General features: G+C 51.5%; 20 protein-coding genes. 2 read left to right on the plus strand and 18 right to left on the minus strand.

Annotated features, from left to right (window positions below; all coding sequences use genetic code 11):
• Positions 1-517 precede the first annotated feature (517 nt).
• The gene (gene secA / locus LZP69_RS14095) at positions 518-3,241 is read right to left on the minus strand and encodes a preprotein translocase subunit SecA (RefSeq protein WP_234201358.1); all 2,724 of its coding nucleotides are present in this window, start codon (positions 3,239-3,241) and stop codon (positions 518-520) included.
• A 59-nt stretch (positions 3,242-3,300) separates the two neighbouring features.
• Positions 3,301-4,200, minus strand: a complete 900-nt coding sequence (locus tag LZP69_RS14100; RefSeq protein ID WP_234201359.1) for a M23 family metallopeptidase — start codon at positions 4,198-4,200, stop codon at positions 3,301-3,303.
• A 28-nt stretch (positions 4,201-4,228) separates the two neighbouring features.
• On the opposite strand from LZP69_RS14100, the gene LZP69_RS14105 reads away from it, so the two are divergent.
• Positions 4,229-4,681 (plus strand): DUF721 domain-containing protein, encoded by a 453-nt coding sequence (locus tag LZP69_RS14105; protein WP_234201360.1) that lies wholly within the window; start codon positions 4,229-4,231, stop codon positions 4,679-4,681.
• Between the two features lie 9 nt (positions 4,682-4,690).
• On the opposite strand, the gene lpxC is transcribed toward LZP69_RS14105, so the two are convergent.
• The 15 genes from lpxC to mraZ all read right to left on the minus strand — a co-directional run bounded on the left by lpxC (position 4,691) and on the right by mraZ (position 21,659).
• On the minus strand, positions 4,691-5,611 hold the full coding sequence (gene lpxC, locus LZP69_RS14110; protein ID WP_234201361.1) for a UDP-3-O-acyl-N-acetylglucosamine deacetylase: 921 nt from the start codon (positions 5,609-5,611) through the stop codon (positions 4,691-4,693).
• Positions 5,612-5,799: 188 nt separating this feature from the next.
• Complete coding sequence (gene ftsZ / locus LZP69_RS14115) at positions 5,800-6,972, minus strand: cell division protein FtsZ (RefSeq protein WP_234201362.1); 1,173 nt, start codon at positions 6,970-6,972, stop codon at positions 5,800-5,802.
• A 31-nt stretch (positions 6,973-7,003) separates the two neighbouring features.
• Positions 7,004-8,239, minus strand: a complete 1,236-nt coding sequence (gene ftsA / locus LZP69_RS14120; protein WP_234201363.1) for a cell division protein FtsA — start codon at positions 8,237-8,239, stop codon at positions 7,004-7,006.
• A gap of 3 nt (positions 8,240-8,242) precedes the next feature.
• Positions 8,243-9,007, minus strand: coding sequence for a cell division protein FtsQ/DivIB (locus LZP69_RS14125; protein ID WP_234201364.1), 765 nt, complete (start codon positions 9,005-9,007; stop codon positions 8,243-8,245).
• 148 nt (positions 9,008-9,155) lie between these two features.
• Positions 9,156-10,589 (minus strand): UDP-N-acetylmuramate--L-alanine ligase, encoded by a 1,434-nt coding sequence (gene murC / locus LZP69_RS14130; protein WP_234201365.1) that lies wholly within the window; start codon positions 10,587-10,589, stop codon positions 9,156-9,158.
• Complete coding sequence (gene murG, locus LZP69_RS14135; RefSeq protein ID WP_234201366.1) at positions 10,582-11,676, minus strand: undecaprenyldiphospho-muramoylpentapeptide beta-N-acetylglucosaminyltransferase; 1,095 nt, start codon at positions 11,674-11,676, stop codon at positions 10,582-10,584. Before murG ends, murC begins: the two co-directional genes overlap by 8 nt.
• Positions 11,676-12,890, minus strand: coding sequence for a cell division protein FtsW (ftsW, locus tag LZP69_RS14140; protein ID WP_234201367.1), 1,215 nt, complete (start codon positions 12,888-12,890; stop codon positions 11,676-11,678). Before ftsW ends, murG begins: the two co-directional genes overlap by 1 nt.
• Complete coding sequence (gene murD, locus LZP69_RS14145) at positions 12,883-14,214, minus strand: UDP-N-acetylmuramoyl-L-alanine--D-glutamate ligase (protein WP_234201368.1); 1,332 nt, start codon at positions 14,212-14,214, stop codon at positions 12,883-12,885. The genes ftsW and murD overlap by 8 nt, the downstream gene beginning before the upstream one ends.
• 6 nt (positions 14,215-14,220) lie before the next feature.
• Entirely contained in the window at positions 14,221-15,303 is a 1,083-nt protein-coding gene (mraY, locus tag LZP69_RS14150; RefSeq protein ID WP_234201369.1) for a phospho-N-acetylmuramoyl-pentapeptide-transferase, read from the minus strand.
• Positions 15,303-16,688 (minus strand): UDP-N-acetylmuramoyl-tripeptide--D-alanyl-D-alanine ligase, encoded by a 1,386-nt coding sequence (locus LZP69_RS14155; protein ID WP_234201370.1) that lies wholly within the window; start codon positions 16,686-16,688, stop codon positions 15,303-15,305. Before LZP69_RS14155 ends, mraY begins: the two co-directional genes overlap by 1 nt.
• Positions 16,685-18,154 (minus strand): UDP-N-acetylmuramoyl-L-alanyl-D-glutamate--2,6-diaminopimelate ligase, encoded by a 1,470-nt coding sequence (gene murE / locus LZP69_RS14160; protein ID WP_234201438.1) that lies wholly within the window; start codon positions 18,152-18,154, stop codon positions 16,685-16,687. Before murE ends, LZP69_RS14155 begins: the two co-directional genes overlap by 4 nt.
• The gene (locus LZP69_RS14165) at positions 18,151-19,887 is read right to left on the minus strand and encodes a peptidoglycan D,D-transpeptidase FtsI family protein (protein WP_234201371.1); all 1,737 of its coding nucleotides are present in this window, start codon (positions 19,885-19,887) and stop codon (positions 18,151-18,153) included. The genes murE and LZP69_RS14165 overlap by 4 nt, the downstream gene beginning before the upstream one ends.
• The gene (gene ftsL, locus LZP69_RS14170; protein WP_234201372.1) at positions 19,884-20,198 is read right to left on the minus strand and encodes a cell division protein FtsL; all 315 of its coding nucleotides are present in this window, start codon (positions 20,196-20,198) and stop codon (positions 19,884-19,886) included. Before ftsL ends, LZP69_RS14165 begins: the two co-directional genes overlap by 4 nt.
• Positions 20,199-20,229: 31 nt before the next feature.
• Positions 20,230-21,171 carry a 16S rRNA (cytosine(1402)-N(4))-methyltransferase RsmH gene (gene rsmH, locus LZP69_RS14175; protein ID WP_234201373.1) on the minus strand — a complete coding sequence of 314 codons (942 nt, stop codon included), beginning with the start codon at positions 21,169-21,171 and terminating at the stop codon, positions 20,230-20,232.
• Positions 21,172-21,200: 29 nt separating this feature from the next.
• A complete protein-coding gene (gene mraZ, locus LZP69_RS14180) occupies positions 21,201-21,659 on the minus strand; it encodes a division/cell wall cluster transcriptional repressor MraZ (RefSeq protein WP_234201374.1) in 459 nt (152 codons plus the stop codon).
• A gap of 478 nt (positions 21,660-22,137) precedes the next feature.
• Here mraZ and LZP69_RS14185 point away from each other — a divergent pair, with 478 nt between their 5' ends.
• Complete coding sequence (locus tag LZP69_RS14185; RefSeq protein WP_234201375.1) at positions 22,138-22,416, plus strand: hypothetical protein; 279 nt, start codon at positions 22,138-22,140, stop codon at positions 22,414-22,416.
• A 57-nt stretch (positions 22,417-22,473) separates the two neighbouring features.
• Here LZP69_RS14185 and glpK read toward each other — a convergent pair whose 3' ends face one another.
• The gene (gene glpK, locus LZP69_RS14190) at positions 22,474-23,955 is read right to left on the minus strand and encodes a glycerol kinase GlpK (protein WP_234201376.1); all 1,482 of its coding nucleotides are present in this window, start codon (positions 23,953-23,955) and stop codon (positions 22,474-22,476) included.
• Positions 23,956-24,209 lie beyond the last annotated feature (254 nt).

The following is a 24,209-nucleotide window of genomic DNA, read 5'->3' on the forward strand; positions in this document are numbered from 1 at the left end:
TTACTTGATATGTTGTTAAAGAGCAGTGCATCTTTCGATGCTGCCGTTAGACGCTTGGTCTCGGCTTAGGGCTGCGTATTCTACGCATTCCGTTGGTTGCGTCAAGCAGTTTTTGAAAACTTTTTGACGCTGCACTTTTCAGTGCTAATCCGCGTGTTTCATCATGAAGATTTAACCTTGGATTACTGACTCAGTTGTCGCTCTCAGTGAGCCGCGCTTTGCCGTGTCAGTGGATGCGCATTATAGGGAGATCTGATTTCGGCGCAAGTAGTTTTCATCGAAAATTGGCACTTTTTGCGATCTTTGTAGATAGCCACACACTACACACCATTTACCCCCAAACTTATCCACAAGATTAACGACTTAGGTTAAAATTCGACCTTATTCCTGCAGCTGTCATCCAAAAATATAAGCAACTCTACTTTGCGATTGGCTATTGGCTATTGGCTATTGAGTAAGGGAAGATCGAAAAAGCCATTCCGAGGAATGGCTTTTTTATTATGGTGACAAGCGGTAATTAACTTATCTTGCCGTGGCACTGTTTATATTTACGGCCTGAACCACAAGGGCAAGGATCGTTTCGACCCACTTTTTCGCCCTCACGTACGATAGGCTGTGTCGATGCCAGCGCTTGTGCTTCTTCAGCGCCCACTATGGCTTCAGCCTGTGCGTGTTGATAGTCACGGCGGATCTTCGCCTCTTCCTGACGGCGACGCTCTTCCATCTGCTCAACATCTGACTGTGCCTGCACCTGAACTTTGGACAATACGCTGATCACATCGTGCTTTAATGTCTCCAGCATCTGCTGGAACAGCTCAAAGGACTCGCGCTTATATTCCTGCTTTGGATTCTTCTGTGCATAGCCGCGCAGGTGGATGCCCTGACGCAGATGATCCATAGCTGCCAAGTGCTCTTTCCACAGACCATCTAAGGTTTGCAGCATGACCGCCTTTTCGAACTGGCGCAGTACTTGCGGACCAACCATATCTTCTTTGGCTTGATACGCTTTTACCCAGATATCAACGATACGTTCACGCAGCGTCTCTTCGTGGAGATCATCTTCTTTGTCGAGCCACTCCTGAACTGGCATTTTAAGACCATATTCCTGCTCAAGTCGCACTTCTAGACCCGCTACGTCCCACAACTCTTCGACTGATTGCGGCGGAATATATTGATCGATTAGGCCATTGACCACATCTTCCTGAATATTGACGATAGTGTCTTGAATGCTTTCGGCATCCATCAGCTCGTTACGCTGAGCGTAAACCACTTGACGCTGGTCGTTAGCCACATCATCAAACTCGAGCAGCTGCTTACGAATGTCGAAGTTACGCGCTTCCACTTTACGTTGGGCGTTTTCGATAGCGCGCGACACCCAAGGATGTTCGATAGCTTCGCCGCGCTCCATTCCCAATTTCTTCATCATGGAAGAGACACGCTCTGAGGCGAAGATACGCATCAGGCTGTCTTCCATCGACAGGTAGAAGCGAGACGAACCCGCATCCCCTTGACGACCTGAACGACCACGCAGCTGGTTATCGATACGACGAGACTCGTGACGTTCTGTGCCGAGAATGTGCAGACCACCTGCAGCAACCACTTCATCGTGACGTACCTGCCAATCGGCTTTGATCTTGGCTTTCTGCTCGGCAGTTGGCGTATCTAAAGCTTCGATCTCCATGTTCCAGTTACCGCCCAAGACGATATCTGTACCACGACCAGCCATGTTGGTTGCGATAGTTACCGCCCCCGTACGACCAGCCTGAGCAACGATATCCGCTTCACGTTCGTGGAACTTGGCGTTCAGTACTTCGTGTGGGATCTTGGCTTTCTTTAATAGGCCATGCAGCAACTCAGATTGCTCGATAGACACAGTACCGACCAGCACTGGCTGGCCACGGTCACGGCAATCGACGATATCTTTGATAATGGCTTCGTATTTTTCTTCGGCGGTTAAGTAAACCAGATCGGCATTATCTTTACGCACCATAGGACGGTTTGTCGGAATCACCACAGTATCCAAGCCATAGATATGCTGGAATTCGAAGGCTTCGGTATCCGCCGTACCTGTCATACCCGCCAGTTTTTCATATTGACGGAAGAAGTTCTGGAAGGTGATAGAGGCCAACGTCTGGTTTTCATTCTGGATATGCACCCCTTCCTTGGCTTCAACAGCCTGATGCAAACCTTCGGACCAGCGACGACCCGGCATAGTACGTCCCGTATGTTCATCGACAATGATCACTTCGTTGTCTTGAACGATATAATCGACATCTTTCTCGAACAGGGTATGAGCCCGCAGCGCCGCGTTCACATGGTGCAGCAAGGAGATATTAGCGGCTGAGTAAAGTGAGTCGCCTTCGGCTAACATGCCGCGATCGGTCAATAGCTGCTCCACCTTCTCCTGGCCACGCTCTGTCATGTGAACTTGCTTAGCTTTCTCATCGACTGAGTAATCACCCTCACCGATCTCCTCCTCTGTATCCTCTTTCTCCTGACGGATAAGATGAGGGATAAGAGTGTTGATCTTGATATAGAGCTCTGAGCTATCTTCGGCGGCGCCCGAGATGATAAGCGGTGTACGCGCCTCATCGATTAGAATCGAGTCGACCTCATCGATCAGCGCATAATGCAGGGGACGCTGCACGCGATCGGCAGGTGAGAACGCCATGTTGTCACGCAGATAGTCGAAACCAAACTCGTTGTTGGTGCCGTAGGTAATATCTGAGTTGTAAGCCATTTTCTTCTCGGCTTGCCCCATACCGGCAACGTTGATGCCGACTGTCATGCCAAGAAATTCAAATAGGGGACGGTTATTTTCCGCATCGCGGCGAGCAAGGTAATCGTTCACTGTGATAACGTGAACCCCTTTGCCCGTTAAAGCGTTCAGGTAGGCGGGTAAGGTTGCGGTTAAGGTTTTACCCTCACCGGTACGCATCTCAGCGATGCGGTTGCTGTCGAGCACCATACCACCGAGCAGCTGTACATCGAAATGACGCATCTCGAACACACGCTTCGATGCTTCGCGTACTACCGCGAAAGCTTCGGGCAATACATCATCTAATGATTGCCCTGACTCGAGACGCTGCTTAAAGTCGGCGGTTTTCGCCTTTAGCTCGTCATCGGAGAACTTTTCATAATCTGCTTCAAGAGCATTAATCTTAGTGACAATCTTACCAAGTGTTTTAAGGGTGCGATCGTTACGGCTACCAAATATTTTTGTCAGTAATTTACCAAACATCCGAATCACTTATTATGTTATTGGCCCATATTCAAACGAGTTGAAAGCCTATTTTATTGTTAATCTGCCTTGCGATAGACATATTTTTGAGGATCGATTTGTTGTCCATCACGCAACACTTCATAATGCACATGAGGCCCGGTCGAACGACCTGTACTCCCCATTTTGGCAATACTCTGGCCTTTAGCGACCACATCACCTACAGCTACTGACAAAGACTTATTGTGACCATAACGAGTTCGTAGACCATTACCATGATCGATTTCAACGAGCTCGCCATAACCAAACATACTGCCTGACCAAGTCACCACACCACCTGCAGTGGCGACAACATCGGCCCCCTCTTTCCCAGCAAAGTCGATACCTTTGTGCATCGCTCGTCGGCCATTAAAGGGGTCATTACGTAAACCATAGGGGGAGGATAACCATCCTTTCTGGATGGGGCGTCCCGATATATAACGTTCTCCATCTATATGGAGATTAGATGTTACTGTTTCAAGTAGTGACAGTTGAACATTATTATTATCTATTCTGGACACTAGCCTATCCATATCCTGAATAAGCTGATCGAGCTCGATACTGCTGCCTAATTCACTTATGCCGCCAATACCAACCTCAGAGGAGAAATCGAATTGATCTTCGAGCTTATAATCTTTTGCCACCTGCTGACCAAGCGCCTCGATGCGGGCGAGTTTAGCCTGCATGCGAGCGACATGGGTCACTAACATGGCCAATTGGGACTCGGTCGCCCCTTTAAGCTCAATAAGTTGATGCTTTTGCTGTTCACGGGCAATACGCTCGTTATCTACACTCGCCTGCTGTTGCTGAAACTGCTTTGCATTGTGTTGATATAAACCTGTGCCCGCTGCGATCAATAAAACCGGCAGAAGCAGCCAACGCTTTCCAGGTTGCCAGCGCGTGACGCCATTTCGACCTTGGATAAAAACTGTTACACTCATAGCCTCATCAAGCCACTATTATTCAATTATGAAAAAGTCCCCACAGGATCTCAGTCAACTACTGCATCAGCAGGGACAACTGCCCTCTATCGCTGAAAAAGCCGAACTGCTACTTCACTTAGATCACTATGTGAAACAAGTGATTTCGGGTCCTGTCACGGAACAATTTAAAGTTGCCAATTTTCGTCAAGGCGTTCTCGTTATCGAAACGACGACTGCTGCCTGGGCTGCAAGAATTAACTTCCAAAAACCCAAAATACTACAACAGTTGCAGATCGAAATGCTCCCCATGCTGTCTGCTATCGAGGTTAAAGTCAACCCGGGCTTGAATCTACTGGATGCAAAACCCAAGCAAGCTCACAACCAGATCAGCGAAACAGCGGCGGCGCACATTCAGGCGCTGGCAGAACATACAGAAGGTTCGCTAGGCCAAAAACTAAAACGGCTGGCTGCTTTAGCCAGCCGTTCAAGGCAGTCTTAACTCTATAGTTTAGGCGAAGCTGGCACCCACGGGTACCGAGAAGCTTACTGGTGCCTCTTCTTCGTTCTCGAAACTCACCAGTTCCCAAGCCTCTTGCTGGGCTAACAGGGCCCGCACTAACTGATTGTTCAGTGCGTGACCTGTCTTAAAGGCACGAAACTCACCGATAATTGCATGGCCGGCAACATAAAGATCACCGAATGCATCGAGTATTTTGTGCTTAACAAACTCGTCCTCATAACGCAGACCATCGGGGTTGAGGACGCGGTATTCATCAAGCACAACGGCGTTTTCCATGCTGCCACCCAGCGCCAGGTTATTGGCTCGTAGGTATTCGATATCACGCATAAAACCGAAGGTTCTTGCACGGCTGATATCACGAATAAAGGCCGACGATGAAAAATCCATCACCATATGCTGCTGACTTCTGGCGATCTCAGGATGATTAAAATCGATAGCAAAATCGACTTTAAATCCTTTGTAGGGACGTAACTCCGCCCATTTATCCCCATCTTCAACGCGCACAGGTTGCTTGATTCTTAGATATTTTTTCGGGGCCGTTTGCTCTTGCACGCCAACTGACTGCAACAGGAATACCCAAGGACTGGCACTGCCATCCATAATAGGGATCTCAGGGGCGTCGACTGAAATTTCAGCATTGTCGATCCCTAAACCTGCTAAGGCCGCAAACAGATGTTCAATCGTTGAAATACGAACACCATCTTCATTGACAAGTGCCGTACACATGGTCGTCTCATTGACTTGATCTGCCTTAGCCGCGATTGCAACATTAGGCGTTAAGTCCGTACGAACCAATACGATCCCTGTATTAACTGGTGCGGGCTTGATCGTCAAAGTCACCTTATTGCCGGAATGCAATCCGACACCTGTGGTCTTAACCATTTCTTTAACAGTTCTTTGAAAAATCATTTGTTTAACCCGTTCTATCTCAACAAAAGCCGTTCATTTTGGCATAGCAAATCGCCACATAAATGCGCGGCAGGTCGGACATCTTAGCATACCTTTAGTCATTCGCAAAAATTTACTGCGCTGATGCACCGTAAACTCCTGCTGTAACCCTGGCCGCCACAGTCAAAACCACTCAAAAAGCGACTCGGTTAATCCGCCTGCTTACGCAAAAATGCGGGAATATCTAAGTAATCAAGGTCACTCTTTGGCGCCGGAGCGGCTGCAGGTTGAGCCGCAGAAACCACATTACCAGCCCCCATAGCATGCTGCATTTTATCTTCGATCGGCAATTCGATCTTCACCTCTTGTGGTGCTGGAGTGACTACTGGCGCTGGCTTAGCCACCAACTGGATATCTGGACGCTTTTCGGCGCCAATCCCGGTTGCCACAACAGTCACTCTGAGCTCATCGCTCATTTCAGGATCGATCACCGCGCCCACAACCACAGTGGCGTTGTCTGAAGCATAGGCTTTAACATGGTTACCCACAGTCTCAAACTCTTCGATACTCATATCCATACCGGCTGTTATGTTGACCAACACGCCACGGGCACCGGCGAGATCGATATCTTCCAGTAATGGGCTGGCAACCGCCGCTTCAGCCGCTTCTTCGGCTCTGTCTTCACCGCTAGCAACGCCGGTTCCCATCATGGCATTACCCATCTCTGACATTACCGTCTTCACGTCCGCGAAGTCGACGTTGATCAGACCCGGACGGGTGATCAGCTCAGCAATCCCTTGAACTGCGCCGAGTAATACGTTGTTGGCCGCGGCAAAGGCGTCCAGTAACGAAGTACCACGACCTAGCACTTTAAGCAGTTTTTCGTTAGGGATAGTGATCAAAGAATCCACATGCTTAGCCAGCATTTCGATCCCCTGATCGGCGTAAGCCATACGCTTCTTGCCTTCAAATGGGAAAGGCTTAGTCACCACGGCAACGGTCAAAATTCCCTCTTCACGGGCAACCTCGGCCACCACAGGCGCTGCACCCGTACCTGTACCACCACCCATACCGGCGGCGATAAAGATCATGTCTGAGCCTTTAATCGCGTTACGGATATTCTCTCTGTCTTCTTCAGCCGCAAGACGACCTATCTCAGGGTTGGCACCTGCGCCAAGCCCTTTAGTCACGTCGCGACCCAATTGAATTGTTGTGCCAGCCGCCGATTTACGCAGCGCCTGAGCGTCTGTATTTGTGGCCACAAACTCAACACCTTCGATGTTGTGTTTCACCATATGTTCGACGGCATTACCACCGCCACCACCGACACCGATGACCTTGATCACCGCCTCGTCTGAATGACTATCCATGATCTCAAACATGGCCTTTTCTCCGTTTAGTCTGCGTTATTAATTAAAACTCACCTTTAAACCAGCTCTGGACCCGATTCCAAAAGCTGACTACCCCTTGGCGTTCAGGGCGCTCGAACTGACGCTCGATGACCCTTCTTGCCCCGTAATGCAACAACCCGACTCCGGTGGAGTAAACAGGTTGATTGACATATTCAAACAATCCTTTCACTGGCAGCGGCTCGGCAACCCGTACCGGCATACCAAATGTGGCTTCGGCCACATCGACAGCCCCTTCGATGGAAGCTGTACCGCCGGTCAATACGATACCGGCGGCGACCTGATCTTCCAGGCCACAATCTTTTAGCTCTTTACGCACCAGCTCGAACAGCTCCTGATAGCGTGGCTCCACCACTTCGGCCAATGTATGGCGCGACATGGTCCGTGAGGGACGCCCGCCCACCGAGGGCACTTCTATGCTGTCTTCACGGCTCACCATTGAGCTTCTGGCGCTGGCGTACTGCACTTTAATCTGCTCGGCATGAGACAGAGGCGTACGGAAAATCTTGGCGATATCACTGGTCACCTGGTTGCCCGCAACCGGCACCACGGCGCAGTGACGCAGCGCCCCATTGGTGTAAATGGCAATATCTGTGGTACCACCGCCCATATCCACCAGACACACACCTAAATCTTTTTCATCATCGGTCAGCACTGAGTCTGCAGAGGCGATGGCCGAGAACACTAAGTCGTCCACCTTCAGGCCGCAACGCTCGACACTCTTAGTGATGTTCTTCGCCATATCATTGGCACAGGTGACTATATGCACCTTGGCTTCCATCCGCATGCCCGACATGCCGATAGGGCTTCTTATCCCTTCTTGCACGTCGATGGCGAACTCCTGAGGTAGCACATGTAAGATTCGACGTTCGGTTGGGATTTTTACCGACCGCGCCGTATGGATAACATTATCCACATCTTCCTGAGTCACCTCTTCGTCGTTGATCGACACCATGCCATTTTCGTTCTGGCACTGAATATGTTTGCCCGAGATCCCTAAGTAGACAGAGGCAACCTGACAATCGGCCATCAGCTCGGCCTGATCCAGCGCCCTTTGTACACTGCGTACGATAGAATCGAGATCGTTAACTCCACCTTTATCCATACCGCGGGAAGGATGATTCCCTAGGCCGACCACACTGATCTCACCATCTGGCAGCACTTCACCAATGATCACAGCAACTTTCGATGTCCCTATGTCTAATCCAACGATCAGATTTCTATCTTGATTCTTGGTCATTAATTAATGCTTCTCATTTTGTGCTTCCCCCCAACCTACGGCCAATCCGGTATCGTATCGTAAGTCTACTTTTGCCACAGGTTTGCCTTGCTTTATCAAGATGGGATACACATCGATAAAGCGTTGTACCCGCGCCATTTTATCTTCCCGTCCCAGATTCAATTCGATGCCGCTGTCTAAAAACGCTAGCCAGGCATGTCTGGGACTCAACTGCAAATCGGTTAACTTGAACCCATTAATAGTTAACAACTCATTGATCTGGCGATAATTAGTCAATACTACTTGCGCCTGATCATCTGGCCCCTCCAGATAGGGAAGTGGCGCTATCCCCTCGATGGCAGGTGCCTGAAATACCTCTCCCTGCTGATTGAGCCACTGGGTCTCATTCCAGTGCGCTACCGCCTGCTGCTCCACCAGGTAAATCTTCAATTTTGCCGGCCACTCGCGCCGGACCGAAGCGTGATAGACCCAAGGGAGCGCCTCTAAGGCCTGCTGAACCTGGTTCACATCCGCCGAAAAAAAACTCCGCTTCATCAAGTCCTGCAGGGCAAGTTGGATCTCACTATCACTGGTGAAACGTCGCTGACCTTTAATCGCCACCGCTTCGATAGGCAAGGCATCAGCATCATTTAACACCCTATGCAGCTTCCATCCCCCCATGGTTAAACCACAGAGCACCAGGAAGAGAAAAATCAAACCAAAACACAGATACCAATCTACCTGTTTCAGTCTGCCTGCCCAACGACTTCCCACTTGACTCCAGGACATTTTTATCGTCCTAAACCACTATTTTTAGTGCAAAAAACAAACAATTTGTTTTTCATCTTCTGTAAGTAACCGGCCATTATAGCGAGCTTAACTTTAGGGTCAAAAACTTCATTAAACAGCATGCTGTCACTCAAGAATCTGCCCTTTTTCACAGCAATTTAGCATCGACTAACTGACGGCTTATCGCCCCTATATTGCCCGCGCCCTGAGTCAGTAACAGATCGCCATCCTGTAATACACCCGACAATATATCCGTTAGCTGATCGGCGGACGCCACAAAAATGGGATCCAACTGACCACGCTGACGAATAGAGCGGCACAATGCACGGCTGTCCGCCCCGGGAATTGGCGCTTCACCAGCCGAATAGACATCCAGTAACAGCAGGCAATCGACCTGGGACAAGACTTCGACAAAATCTTCATAGAGATCCCGGGTACGGCTGTATCTGTGCGGCTGATAGATCATCACCAAACGCTTCTCCGGCCAGCCGGAACGCGCCGCCTTAATGGTTGCCGCCACCTCACTGGGATGGTGACCATAATCGTCCACCAGCATGGCGCTGCCCGCCTCAACAGCCAGTTCTCCCAATTGCTGGAATCGGCGACCTATGCCCTGGAACTCGGCCAGGGCTTTGATAATGGCGCTGTCTTCAATTTCATCTTCTGTGGCAACTGCAATAGCGGCCAGGGCATTAAGCACATTGTGCTGACCCGGCAAGTTAACCGTCAGCTCCAGATCCTCAATGCCGTGACGACGCACGGTAAAACGGCAGCTGTAACCCTGCTGGACAAAGTTCAGAGCCCGCACATCGGCATCTTCGCTGAAACCATAGGTCACCACCTTACGTGCCACTTGTGGGATCAGTTCCCTCACCACAGGATCATCGATACAGGCCACAGCAACACCGTAAAACGGCAGGTTATGGAGAAACTCGATAAAGGTAGATTTGAGTTTCTCAAAATCCCCTTCATAGGTATCCATGTGGTCGGCTTCGATATTGGTGACTACGCTGACCATAGGCTGCAGATGCAGGAAGCTGGCATCGCTCTCATCAGCCTCAGCAATAAGATAACGGCTCTTACCCAGGCGAGCATTGGTGCCGGCGCTGTTAAGCAGGCCGCCAATCACAAAGGTCGGATCCCGCTCCGCCTGGCCATAAACACTGGCAATCAAACTTGTGGTCGTGGTTTTACCATGGGTACCGGCAACGGCAACCCCATGACGATAACGCATCAATTCGGCCAGCATTTCGGCGCGGCGCACGATAGGAATACGCAGCTCTTTAGCCGCGACTATCTCAGGATTCGTGCGATCTATGGCGGTCGAGACTACCACCACATCGGCGCCCTGGATCTGCTCAGCTTTGTGGCCGATATAGATCTTGGCACCCAGGTTTCTTAAACGTGTCGTGACCGCATTCTCGGCAATATCTGAGCCGCTTAACTTATAACCTTCATTCACCAATACCTCGGCAATACCGCCCATACCGGCGCCGCCGATCCCGATAAAATAGATCTGCTTGACCCGACGCATCTCAGGAATGATGGTTCTTAACTGGGCGTATTTCTCGGCGTTACTCATTTGAATCCTTATTAGCCAGCGCGATACACACTTGTGCGACCCGCTCGGTTGCATCTAACACTGCGACATTCTTAGCCTGGACGCCCATCTCAATCAGAGCCTGGCGATTGGAGGCCAGCATCTCCAGCTTGCTGATTAATTTGTCGCTATCTAACACGGCCTGGGGCAATAAAAAGGCGCCGCCAGCCTGCACTAATACTTTGGCATTCTTAGTCTGATGATCGTCCACCGCATAGGGATAAGGCACCAGCAGACTGGGTAAACCCACGGCCGCCACCTCAGATACTGTCAATGCGCCGGCGCGACATAACACCAGGTCGGCCCAGCGATAGGCCGCTTCCATATCATCGATAAACTCGGCCACTTTGACATTGCCAGAATGCCCAAGCTGCTGATACTCATTCTCTACCGCCGCCAGATTGCCACGGCCCACCTGATGCCACACGGTAATCGAATGATGTTTACTCACAGCAGCCGTTGCTACCGGCATCAAGTCATTAAACACTTTCGCCCCTAGGCTGCCCCCCACGACAAGCACCCGCAGGGCATCGTCTTCAGCCTTAGGCGCATTTTGCTGCCCCAGCGCAATAAGCTCGCTGCGAATGGGATTACCCACCACTTCGGCGCCCTGGGCAAAGGTGTTTTCAAAGGCACACAACACCCTAGTTGCGATACGCGACAGCAATTTGTTGGTCATCCCGGGAATCGCATTTTGCTCATGCAGCACAAGCGGAATACCACTTAAACGTGCCGCCACTCCGCCAGGGCCGCTGGCAAAGCCGCCCATGCCCAGCACCACATGGGGCTGAAACTCGTTAATCACTTGGCGCGCCTGCATGATAGAGCGCAGTATCTTAAAGGGCGCCGCCAACTTACGTATCAGGCCATTGCCGCGAACCCCTTTGATATCGAGAAAATCGATATCGAAACCATGCTGGGGCACCAGGCGAGCCTCCATGCGCTCGGCGGTACCCAGCCAACGCACCTTCCAGCCCTGCTTGGCTAAAAATTTGGCCACGGCCAATGCCGGGAACACATGTCCTCCCGTGCCACCTGCCATGATCAAAATGCGTTTCTCTAAAGCCATTATCTCACCTTACCTTGAACCGCCTGGATCAAACTCAGGCGGCGTTCATGGTCAATTCTTATCAATAACATGGCTGCAGCCGTCATCACCCACAGACTACTGCCGCCGTAACTGATGAAGGGCAGAGTCAAACCTTTGGTGGGCAACATGCCGATACTCGCCCCCACGTTCACTACAGTCTGGAAACAGATCCAGATGCCGATGGCATAAGCCAGATAACCTTCAAATGCCCTGTCCATCGCCAGACATTGATTCCCCAGGCGAATCGCCCGCAGTGCCACAAACAGCAGCACACTGAGTACGGCTATGATACCGATAAAGCCAAGCTCCTCACCTATCACGGCGAAGATAAAATCCGTGTGGGCCTCGGGTAGGTATTCCAACTTCTGAATACTGTTGCCGAGGCCCTGACCCAGCCAGTCACCGCGGCCATAGGCCATCAGCGACTGAGTCAACTGATAACCGCTGCCGAAGGGATCCTGCCAGGGGTCGAGAAACGAAGTCACCCGGCGCATCCGGTAGGGTTCGATCAACACCAGACCCACAAATGCCCCGGCTCCGGTCAGGATCAAGGCAAAAAAGTCAAACAAACGGGCACCGGCCAAAAACAGTAAGCCAACTGTGCCGACAAACAAGACCACCACAGTCCCCAAGTCAGGTTGCAGCAGGATAAGCACGGCATAGACGGCAAATACCGCTATCGGTTTATAAAAACCCTTAGCATTTTCACGCACCTCCTGGTGACGCCTTACCAGATAACCCGCCATGTAAACCGCAAAGGCAAACTTGGCCAACTCTGCCACCTGAATACGTATCGGCCCCACAGACAACCAACGGGTCGCGCCATTCACAGTCGTTCCCACAAAGGGCACAAATAACAGCATGATACCGACAATAAGCAGCAATAACGGGCTCAGCTGCTGCCAGCGGTGCATCTCAATCTGCAGCACCACGGCGGCGATAGTCACACAACCTGCGATATAAGCCAGATGACGCCAAACAAAATGATACGGATTGCCAGTCAGCGTCATCGCCTCTGACATAGAGGCCGACATCACCATGATAAAGCCAAAGCAGATGAGTGAGATCACGGCAAACAACAGGCTTCTGTCGTAAAGCTGCATCCCAGGCGCTTCACGCTGACTAAACAGATCCGGCAGCGACCAGTTGATGCTGGTGCCGAACAGGTTTAGTTGGCGCTCATCGCTACGCATGACTCACCTCGGCATCGAGCGCCGCCACCTGAGCACGGAAATCATCTCCCCGCGCCATAAAATTACTGTACATGTCTAAGCTGGCGCAGGCTGGTGACAAGAGCACCAGATCCCCTTCACCGGCCAAAGTTGCGGCCTGCTCGACCGCCTCACTCATAGAGTCAACCTTAATCGTCCCCTCAAACAATGCCGCAATCTGATCGCCATCCTTACCTAAGGTAATAAGATGACTTACATTTTTAAGTGCCTCGGACAATTGCGAGAAATCGGCGCCTTTGCCCTCGCCCCCCGCGATTAAGATGATCTCGCCCTGATACTGCGCCAGCCCATTTAGCGCCGCTAGTGTCGCGCCTACATTGGTCGCCTTAGAATCGTTCACATAAGTCACGCCATTGCGTCTGGCCACCAGTTCACAGCGATGGGCCAGCCCGGTAAAATGGGTGGCGACCTCCACCATAGATGCCTTGTCCACATCGACGCTGTCGGCCAGCGCCATGGCCACCAACAGATTCGCGTGATTGTGGCTGCCAACCAGAGCAAGATCTGCAATCGCTACATATTCAGTATCACCATGCACTAAAATGCCATGGTTAATGCCCCAGACATCACCTTCAGGTTTGGACAGGCCAAAACTAGTCTGATTCATGGGTTCATTAGGCGCAGTTAATGGATCATCGCGATTGATCACCACCAGATTGCTCTGGTCATAGAGACGCAGCTTCGCCTGACGATACGCCTCTAAATCCGCATACCTGTCCATATGATCTTCACTGATATTCAGGCAAGTGGCGCTGATACAGTTCAAACTACTTGTGGTCTCCAGTTGGAAACTGGACAACTCAAGCACATAGATTTCATGGCCTTTATCGAGCAGATTCAATACAGGTACACCTATATTGCCGCCCACGGCACAATTAATGCCTGCGGTTTGCAGCATCTCACCTACAAGTGTGGTCACAGTCGATTTACCGTTGGAGCCGGTAATGCCAATAACACAGGGAGCTTTATCGGCAATGGCGCGAGCAAACAACTCCACATCACCCACCACATCGATTCCCATATCCACCGCAGCGCGGATCTCTGGTGTATCGAGGGGGATGCCTGGGCTAATCACAATCTGAGTCGCCTGCACCAGATGGCGACAATCGAAACCGCCGGTAAGTAAGGGAACTTCGGGAAACTCTCGACTGAGCTCCTCCTTGCCTGGAGGCAGCGCACGACTGTCCATCACCAGAGGCGTGATCCCCTGCTTTGTTAAATAACGCACCACCGAAAGCCCTGTGGCTCCCAGTCCTAATACTATGTGCGTATAACAATTAACCATAGAGTCTTACCTCAGCTTCAAGGTTGCCAGCCCCAGCAACACTAAAAACAGTGAAATAATCCAGAAACGAACTATCACGCGGGGTTCAGGCCAGCCTTTTAACTCATAATGATGATGGATAGGTGCCATCCTGAAAATCCGCTGTCCACGCAGTTTGTAAGAACCCACCTGCAGAATCACAGACACGGTTTCCATCACGAATACACCGCCCATGATCACCAGCAGGATCTCCTGACGCACCAGCACAGCGATAGTGCCGAGCGCCGCGCCCAGTGATAAGGATCCCACATCGCCCATAAAGACCTGAGCCGGATAGGTGTTAAACCAGAGGAAACCCAGCCCCGCACCCACCATGGCGGTACAGACGATCACCAACTCGCCAGCACCGGGCAGATAGGGAATATGCAGGTAGTTAGCAAACTGCACGTGGCCGGACAGATAAGCGATCAGAGCAAAAGCCGCAGCCACCATGACGGTGGGCATGATAGCCAGGCCATCCAGACCATCGGTCAGGTTCACCGCATTGCTGGCACCCACAATGGTGAAATAAGCCAGGACGATAAACACGACACCCAGCTGCGGCATCACATCCTTAAAGAAAGGCACAACCAGCTGAGTCTCGCCCGGATCCTGAGCTGAGGCGTAAAGGTAAAAGGCGATAGCCAACGCCGCTAGCGACTGCAAAATATATTTCCATCGTGCAATCAAGCCCTGAGTGTCTTTACGCACCACCTTGCGGTAATCGTCGATAAAGCCAATCAAACCGAAGGCGCCAATCACAAACAGCATCACCCACACATAGCGGCTACCCAGATCGCCCCACAGCAGGACACTGATAAAGATCCCGACCAGAATGAGTAAACCACCCATGGTGGGGGTGCCACGTTTACTGAAATGGGATTCGGGGCCATCATTGCGCACAACCTGACCTATCTGCAGCAACTGCAGACGCTCTATCATCTTAGGCCCCCACCAGAGACTGAACAGCAGAGCCGTCATCAGTCCCAGAATGGCTCTGAAAGTCACATAAGAAAATACGTTAAACCCAGAGTAAAACTGGGTTAAATACTCAGCCAGATAAACCAGCATTAGCATAACTCCTTGCGCTCAAAAGCGGCTATTAAGGCCTCAACAACACGTTCCATGCGCGCACTGCGAGAACCTTTAACTAACACAGTTACATTTCCTGATAACTGGTTAATAAATTCAATTAAATCGACAATTAACTCATCGAAATCATCATGATGCTGGCCTGAAAACCCCTCACTACTGTGACGGCTTAAGGTACCCAATGAAAATAAGGCGTCGATCCCCTGCAGCCTGGCCTTCTCGCCCAGCTGCCGATGTAAAAGGGACGCATTGTCACCTAATTCGCCCAAATCGCCCAGCACTAAACAGCGATTTCCTTTAATTTCTTGAAGCCAATCAATTGCCGCCCCAACCGAGGCGGGATTGGCATTGTAACTGTCATCGATAAGCAGGATGCGGCCTAACTCAGTCGGCAGCATTCGCCCCTTTACCGGCGTGAGTTTATGCAGACCTGCAACTATCTCCTCCAGGGTTAGACCCAGCGCCAGACAGATAGTGCTGGCCGCTAAGGCATTACTCACCTGATGACGCCCCGCCAGTGGCAGTTGCACAGTAAAATCCTGTCCTTGATAACTGAGAGTGAATCGATAACGCCCGACCAGATCCGCGCTTAATTCGCTGGCAGTCACGTCGGCAGTCTGGCCATTAGCAGAGAAACTCAGCTGCTTATGCGGAGCGGCAGCCGACTGCATCACACTGGCAAAATCATCATCGAGATTAATGACGGCCACCCCCTCAGTGCTCAGGTGATTGAAAATCTCCGACTTGGCCTTGGCGACGCCAGCTAGGGAACCAAAACCCTCCAGATGCGCCGATGCGACATTATTGACCATGGCCACATCGGGCTTAACCAGTGATGAGGTGTAATCAATTTCGCCCATGTGGTTCGCGCCCAGCTCAAATACACCAAACTCATGCTGAGATTCCAGACGCAGCAGAGTTAAAGGCACGCCAATCTCGTTATTAAAATTCCCTGCGGTATAGAGCACTCGATGGGATTGAGACAAGATAGTCGCCACCATCTCTTTTACGCTGGTCTTACCGTTAGAGCCGGTTAATGCCACTGACTTAGGCGCGACCTGACGCTTAACGTAGGCACCAATTGCGCCCATGGCTTTTTGAGTGTGAGAGACAATCAGCTGTGGCAATGGCAGGTCAAGCTGACGCTCCACCAAGAGCGCACTCGCACCGTTCGCCAGCGCCTGCTCGGCAAAATCATGGCCGTCGAATCGCTCGCCCTTTAGGGCCACAAACAAGGCGCCGCTCCCCAATTGACGGGTATCGCTGGATAGCGCATTGATCACATTATCTTCGCCAATCAGCTCAGCCTTAAGCCCTGCGGCATTTAACTCGGCTGCCAGTACACTCAGCTGCACAGGGATCATAAAGACCTCCCGGCAATCTCAAGTGCCAGGGCACGCTCATCATAATCGAGGCGCTCACCGGCTATCTCTAAATAGGTTTCATGGCCCTTACCGGCCAGTAGGATCAGATCCCCCGGTTTTGCAATCGACACTAAATGCTCAATCGCTTCGCGGCGATCCACTTTGGTTAATGCCGCCTGAGGATGTTCCAGTCCCTGTAATACATCATTGATGATCGCCACTGGATCTTCGCTGCGAGGATTATCACTGGTGATCATTACGCCATCGGCATTGGCCTCGGCCGCCTTGGCCATCAGGGGACGCTTGCCCTTATCACGATCGCCGCCACAACCAAACAGACACCAGAGTTTGCCCTCACAGTGACCGCGCAGCGCCTTGAGCGCCTGCTCTATAGCATCCGGCGTGTGGGCGTAATCCACCACTAAGGTCACCCCATTTTGCGTGGTAAAACGCTCCATCCGCCCGGCCACAGGCTGCAGTGTCGGCACATGCTCAAGCAGCGCAGTCATAGAGAAACCGCAGTGATAAAGGGCGCCGAGTGTGGCGACTAAATTCGACAGATTAAAAATGCCGAGCAGAGGCGAGTCTATCTGAGCCTCACCCTCAGGCCATACGAGCGTGGCGCTGACGCCATTGGCGTGCTGCTGCACCGCCTTGCAGTAGATGGCAGCTTGCGGATTATTCTTGATGCTAAAGCCTTCGACGGCCTGATAATGGTTATCCTCCAGCCACTGCTTACCGGTCGGATCGTCGATATTGAGCATACCGCTGGAGAGCGAGCTGAATTTAAACAAACGCTGCTTGGCCGCGCTGTAAGCATCCATGGTGCCGTGATAATCGAGATGATCGCGGCTTAAGTTGGTAAATACAGCCACATCAAAAGGTACAGCATCGACCCTACCCTGAACCAGGCCGTGGCTTGACACCTCCATGGCGCAGACCTTGACGCCTTGGCGGTCAAATGCCTGCAGCTGGCGCATCACGGTAATAGGGTCGGCAGTGGTATTGCCACTGTCGGTCAGCTGTCCCCAGAGGCCGTTACCCAGAGTGCCCATTACGGCGCTTTTGATCTTCATGGCGTGACAGAGCTGAGCGATCAATTGAGTCACTGAGGTCTTGCCGTTGGTGCCCGTCACCCCGATTAACTTAGTGCGTTCCACGCCTAGGTGATAAATCTGTGAGGCTAAGGCCGAGAGCTGACGAGAAAGCTGGAAGAAATGGATCTGCAGCCCTCTGTCATAATTGACCTTGCCATGAAGCTCAGGATCATCTGTGTGACACAGCACGGCCACGGCGTCTTGCTTGAAGGCGGTGTCGATAAATTCACGGCCATCGACCTTATGGCCTGGCACGGCAACAAATACCGACTCAGGGCCAACCTGGCGGCTGTCTAAGGTAAGATGGGTCGCCGACTCGGGGCCTGCATAATGGAACCATGGCGCGAGCAGATCGCTTAGCAACATTATTCGCCCCTCCTTGAATTATCCGCCAACTGTATTTTTTCACGGGCGCTGATGGGTTCGACGTTCAGCATCTGCAGCGCACCGGACATCACCTTGGCAAACACAGGCGCCGCCACATCACCGCCATAGTAACGATCCCCCTTGGGTTCGTTGACCACCACGACCATAGCCAAGCGTGGATTATGAATTGGCGCAACACCGGCAAACAGGGCAACATAGTCCTCACCATAGCCCCCAGCTACAGCCTTACGGGCAGTACCTGTTTTACCCGCAACTGGGTAGCCCTCGATATGTGCCTTCTTCGCTGTGCCGCCTTTCTCTGTCACACCCACCAGCATCTCCATCACGCTTTGAGCCACATGAGGGGAGATCACCTGCTGGCCTTCCGGCTGATGTTTAAGCTTTAAAATGGAGGAGGGATAGAGCATGCCGCCGTTGCCTAACATGGCATACATACGGGCGATCTGCAGCGGAGTGACCGTTAAGGCGTAGCCAAATGAGAGGGTCGCCCGCTCGAAATCGGACCAACGGCGGCGATCCTGGATCAAGCCAGCGCTCTCACCAGGCAGATTAATGCCGGAATAACTTCCCAGCCCCATAGCTTGGTAATAACCCAATAACTCCTGCACAGGCATAGAGAGGGCTATCTGTGTCATCCCCACGTTACTGGAGTGCACTAAAACTTGATCCAGCGTCATATCGCCGTAGTTACGGCCATCGCGCACTATTTTACCGCCGATACGCACCCGGCCTGGGCTGGTCTTAAAGATCTGATTTTCTTTAATTGTGCCCGCCTCTAGCGCCGCCGCTACCACCAAAGGCTTGATGGTTGAACCAGGCTCATAGGCATCGGTCAGGGCACGATTACGCATGCGATAGCTTTGCAGATTATCGCGGGAATTGGGGTTATAGGAGGGTGTATTCGCCATGGCCAGCACTTCACCCGTGTGCACATCAAGCACCACTATGGATGCCGATGTCGCCTGGTTGATCTCGGTAGCGCGCTTTATCTCTCGATAGGCCAGCTGCTGGATGCGCTGATCGATACTGAGCACCAGATCGTTAGAATTTTCCCCTGTCTGCACTGTGTCTAAGCGCTCGACCACATGGCCATCGCGGGACTTACGCACTTTCTGTTTGGTCGGGGTACCTGTCAGCCACTCATTATAGGTGCTCTCTATCCCTTCTATGCCCACATCATCGATATTGGTCAGCCCCACCAGCTGAGCTGTGATCTCACTTGTTGGATAGTAACGGCGCGACTCATTTTTAAGATAGACACCGGGCAGCTTCAGCTGCTTGATATAATCGGCAACCGCTGGAGTCACCTGACGCTTGAGGTAGGTAAAGCGTTTCTTAGGATTGGATTGAACTCGCTCGAGGATCTCCTCTTTCGGTTCGTGTAACACATCGGCCAGCGCCTGCCAGCGACGCATATCGGCGAAACCGTTCTTATCGTGCACCACTTTTGGATCGGCATACACCGCCTTTACCGGCACACTCACCGCCAGCATCTCGCCGTTACGATCTGTGATCAGTCCACGGTGTACCTCGCTGCTCGTGGTACGCAGGGTACGCATATCACTCTCGTGGCGCAGCTTTTCCGGCTCGATGATCTGAATATAGGCCGCGCGGCCAACCAGGCTGCTAAACAGCAAACACACGAACGCCACCACTACGTATAAACGCCAGTGGATCAGCTGTGGTTTCTGTTTACGCTTCGCCTGTTTATTCACTGTACTCTTACCACCACTTCTTCATTGGGCAGCGGTCTGCTCATGTTTAACTCTTTGGTCGCAATACGCGTCACACGGCTATGCTCAGATTGCGACTGCTCTTCTAACAACAAATTTCGCCACTCGATATCGAGTCGATCTCGCTGTTGCAGCAACTGATCCCATTGGGAGGTGTACTGGCGGCTGGCATAGGTGGTTTGCACCACAAGCACTGCATTTGCCAATACGACCAATCCCAGCAATAACATCCACTTGTGATGCCATAGATCCAGCACTATGATTCGGGTCAGATTAAGTTGTGATTTGCTCATATCCCCTCCTCAGCGTGATGGGTTGCCATGATTAATAATCTAATCGCTCAGCGACCCGCAGAACCGAGCTGCGCGCCCTAGCATTGCGTGCTATCTCTTCATCGGAGGGCTTAATCGCCTTGCCCACCGCCTTTAATAATCTAGTCTTGTTGATCTCAGCCTCAGTGATAGGTAAACCGTGTGGCACAGATTCACCCTGGCTATGGCGACGAATAAAACGCTTCACCATACGATCTTCCAGTGAGTGGAAGCTGATCACAGATAGACGCCCCTGGGGAGCTAACACGCCAACAGCCCCTTCTAAGGCCTGATCTATCTGTTCCAATTCGCTGTTGATATAGATGCGGATAGCCTGAAACACCCGGGTGGCCGGATGCTTGTTACGCTCCTTGCTCTTACTCACCCGGGCGATAAGGTCCGCCAACTCTTTTGTACGCAAAAAAGGAGTCTTATCCCTGTCGGCGGCAATACAACGGGCAATGTGCCGGGCATTTTTCTCTTCGCCATAGGTCTTAAATACCCAGGCCATATCTTCTACTTCGGCGCGGGCGAGCCACTGGGCGGCGGTTTCTCCCTGGGAGTTGTCCATGCGCATATCCAGCGGGCCGTCACGCAGAAAACTAAAGCCGCGCTCGGCATCATCGAGCTGGGGTGAAGAGACGCCAAAATCAAACAAGATTCCGTCTATCTTGCCCCGCAATCCCAAATCGTCCACATAGCTGGCCAGTTGTCCAAAGCCGCCATGCACTATGGAAAAGCGCTTATCATCTTTAAACTGCTCTGCGGCGGCAATGGCCTGAGGATCGCGATCTATGGCGATCAAACGGCCATTTTCCCCCAATTGCTTGAGCACTTGCCGCGAATGCCCACCGCGCCCGAACGTGCCATCGATATAGATGCCATCAGGCTTGATATTGAGTCCTGCAACGGTTTCCGTTAACAGTACCGATAAGTGTGCAAATTCTTGGGTCATCGCTCTCTTCTATTGGTTAATGCTGCTTGTTATAAAGTGAAATTCGCCAATCGTTCGTTGTCAGCAAATGCCTCACTCTGGATCGCTTCACGGCTGAGCTCGACTTGCTGCTGCCACTGGGCGTCATCCCAGAGTTCAAATTTATTTAATTGGCCAACCAACATGGCATGTTTATCCAGCTTGGCATGAGTGCGTAGTGGAGGGGTCAATAGCAAACGTCCATTGCCATCGAGCTCACACTCGTGTGCATAACCAAGCATCATGCGTTTCATCGCACGCTGTAGGGGATCAACATCGGATAAAGCCATCAACTTTGGCTCGAGTGCTTGCCATTCTTGAAGTGGATAAAGCAACAAACAAGGAGATTGGACATCTATGGTGATCACCATCTGACTGTGAAATTCGTCGTGCAGAGTTTCGCGGTATCGCTTGGGAATAGCGATCCGGCCTTTGGTATCAAGGTTGATGGCACTCGCACCACGAAACACGTTAGTCAGTCCTTATTTGCATTGTTAGATCCACAAATATCCACAATTTCCCACAAATGCTAAGTTTAGAGATAGTTTGCAACTAATGTCAAGGAGGTAGCCTATTTATAAATCCAGTATTCAAGCGGCTTCACGGCGGGTTTGTTATTTTTTGATAACAATGTCATCAATGGGTAAAAAGTGGGAAATGAGCTGTTAAAATGTTGAAAAAACAGCCAGAAATAACGGCCTTTATCGAGCTTAAGTGGAGCGAGGAGATCCTTTAGTGGATCGCTGACCCAATTTTGACTCGCCGATTATCGAGTTTGACCCATTAGCAGCAACTCAGAGCGCTTGCCCCGGCTTTAAAGGGAAAACGCAAATCACTAAAAATTCCGAGAAATTGGCGCTGACTTACTAGCAGATTGGCAAAATAGTCTAAAATTCAAGCATAAACTGCCGATAACAAAATATAAGCCAGCGATTAAGGGGAGAAAAGGTGATCAGTTTAGACAGTATCTATGCCATGCTGGCCCGTCCCATTAACCGAGTCGAACCACCTAAACGTGTGGTACAGCAAACCAGCCATACAGGCGAGCTTGAGGCCGACAGTCATGAATCACCTCAATCCCAGTTACCACCTCATCTAGAACGTCGCCGCGGTGGCGATCGCCGAGCAAGCTTTCGTGGCGAACGTCGAGGTCAGCACAGTGCCGGGCCAGACAATCCTAAACCAGTGGATGACACATCCCAGCCTCATATCGATATTGAAGTTTAATCCTGAGAAAAGCCAATACTGAGAAAGGCTAGCATTAGCAACTACCAATATTGGCAACTATAGGTCCGTCACTTGAGCAACCGCTCGCTGCCACCCCGAATACAGACTCTGGCGCTGCTCTTCAGTCAACTTAGGCTTAAAACAACTCTCTATCCCCGCCTTATGTTTAAGCTCGGCAGTGGATTGCCAGAAACCAACGGCAAGTCCCGCAAGAAAGGCCGCGCCCATGGCGGTCGTTTCAGTGACTTTAGGGCGCAGCACCTCAACATTGGTAATATCGGCCTGAAACTGCATCAGAAAATCATTACCGACCGCGCCGCCATCGACCTTGATCTGCTTGAGTGTGACGCCACTGTCTTTCATCATGGCATCGAGTAGATCCCGGCTCTGGTAGGCAATCGCCTCTAATGCGGCACGAATAATATGGTTACGATTAGCGCCGCGGGAGAGCCCCACTATGGCGCCGCGAGCATTGGCATCCCAATAGGGTGCGCCGAGCCCCACGAAAGCGGGCACCAAATAGACACCATTAGTATCGGCCACCTTTAAAGCAAAATACTCTGTGTCCTGAGCATCGCGGATCAGCCCCAGCTCATCGCGCAGCCACTGCACCGTCGCGCCCCCCATAAATACAGAGCCTTCAAGGGCATAGTTAACCTCCCCGCCTGGGCCGACCGCGATAGTAGTCAGCAGTCCATGGTGAGAAGTCACGGCCTTCTGCCCAGTATTCATCAGCAGAAAACAACCTGTGCCATAGGTATTTTTCGCCATCCCCTCGTCGATACATAACTGGCCAAACAGGGCAGCCTGCTGATCGCCAGCCATACCGGCAACCGGGATCTCGCCTCCGGCGATACGGGTCTGACCATAAACCTCACAGGAGGAACACACCTTAGGCAGCATGGAGCGGGGAATATCTAACTCCCGTAACAGGGTTTCATCCCACTCCTGCTTATGAATATTAAACAACATGGTACGCGAGGCGTTGGTGGGATCGGTAACATGCACCTGCCCTTCGGTGAGCTTCCACACCAGCCAGGTATCGACTGTGCCAAACAGCAGTTTGCCGGCCTCGGCCAGTTCTCTAGCACCTTCTATGTTATCAAGGATCCAGCGGATCTTAGTTGCCGAAAAATAGGGGTCTAACACCAGTCCTGTGGTCTGTTGAATATAATTTTCCAGGCCACGCTCCTTGAGCTCCTCACACAGAGGTTGACTGCGACGGCACTGCCAGACAATGGCATTACAAACAGGCTTACCCGTCTCTTTATGCCAGACGATAGTGGTTTCTCTCTGATTCGTGATACCTATGCTGGCCACTTCATCACTGCGGATCCCGGCTCTAGCGAGGGCCTCTATCAGAGTAGAACTCTGGGATGACCAGATCTCCATAGGATCGTGCTCAACCCAACCCGCCTTTGGGAAAAATTGAGTGAACTCCCTCTGCGCCATGGCCACGATATTGGCATCATGGTCAAAGATAAGGGCACGGGAACTGGTGGTTCCCTGATCTAATGCCACCACAAATTTTTTAGCCACAGTTATCTCCTCTACCCAGGCCGATCTCACGGGATGAGCTATCTCACTTGAGATGATAGGAGCAACAGCAATCGGAGATTACCCACTGCCAGCGCCACTCGCCCATCAAGACACAGAATATGAATATTTGTATCAACTTTAGCCCTACCCAGTAACAATCCTAAGATAGTTAAAACCTCTTTGTATGATAGTAAGTTATACCTCTGCAGGTGCAATGTTACGCTTCACTTATACTGTAAAGCCTGCGCCCCTTA

This window comes from Shewanella sp. AS1 (genome assembly GCF_021412565.1).
Classification (GTDB): domain Bacteria; phylum Pseudomonadota; class Gammaproteobacteria; order Enterobacterales; family Shewanellaceae; genus Shewanella.

What these genes read in the sequence shown, in the direction of transcription:
- secA (WP_234201358.1), bottom strand. Translation starts at nt 3,241, where the DNA reads ATGTTTGGTAAATTACTGACAAAAATATTTGGTAGCCGTAACGATCGC.
- LZP69_RS14100 (WP_234201359.1), bottom strand. Translation starts at nt 4,200, where the DNA reads ATGAGTGTAACAGTTTTTATCCAAGGTCGAAATGGCGTCACGCGCTGG.
- LZP69_RS14105 (WP_234201360.1), top strand. Translation starts at nt 4,229, where the DNA reads ATGAAAAAGTCCCCACAGGATCTCAGTCAACTACTGCATCAGCAGGGA.
- lpxC (WP_234201361.1), bottom strand. Translation starts at nt 5,611, where the DNA reads ATGATTTTTCAAAGAACTGTTAAAGAAATGGTTAAGACCACAGGTGTC.
- ftsZ (WP_234201362.1), bottom strand. Translation starts at nt 6,972, where the DNA reads ATGTTTGAGATCATGGATAGTCATTCAGACGAGGCGGTGATCAAGGTC.
- ftsA (WP_234201363.1), bottom strand. Translation starts at nt 8,239, where the DNA reads ATGACCAAGAATCAAGATAGAAATCTGATCGTTGGATTAGACATAGGG.
- LZP69_RS14125 (WP_234201364.1), bottom strand. Translation starts at nt 9,007, where the DNA reads ATGTCCTGGAGTCAAGTGGGAAGTCGTTGGGCAGGCAGACTGAAACAG.
- murC (WP_234201365.1), bottom strand. Translation starts at nt 10,589, where the DNA reads ATGAGTAACGCCGAGAAATACGCCCAGTTAAGAACCATCATTCCTGAG.
- murG (WP_234201366.1), bottom strand. Translation starts at nt 11,676, where the DNA reads ATGGCTTTAGAGAAACGCATTTTGATCATGGCAGGTGGCACGGGAGGA.
- ftsW (WP_234201367.1), bottom strand. Translation starts at nt 12,890, where the DNA reads ATGCGTAGCGATGAGCGCCAACTAAACCTGTTCGGCACCAGCATCAAC.
- murD (WP_234201368.1), bottom strand. Translation starts at nt 14,214, where the DNA reads ATGGTTAATTGTTATACGCACATAGTATTAGGACTGGGAGCCACAGGG.
- mraY (WP_234201369.1), bottom strand. Translation starts at nt 15,303, where the DNA reads ATGCTGGTTTATCTGGCTGAGTATTTAACCCAGTTTTACTCTGGGTTT.
- LZP69_RS14155 (WP_234201370.1), bottom strand. Translation starts at nt 16,688, where the DNA reads ATGATCCCTGTGCAGCTGAGTGTACTGGCAGCCGAGTTAAATGCCGCA.
- ftsL (WP_234201372.1), bottom strand. Translation starts at nt 20,198, where the DNA reads ATGAGCAAATCACAACTTAATCTGACCCGAATCATAGTGCTGGATCTA.
- rsmH (WP_234201373.1), bottom strand. Translation starts at nt 21,171, where the DNA reads ATGACCCAAGAATTTGCACACTTATCGGTACTGTTAACGGAAACCGTT.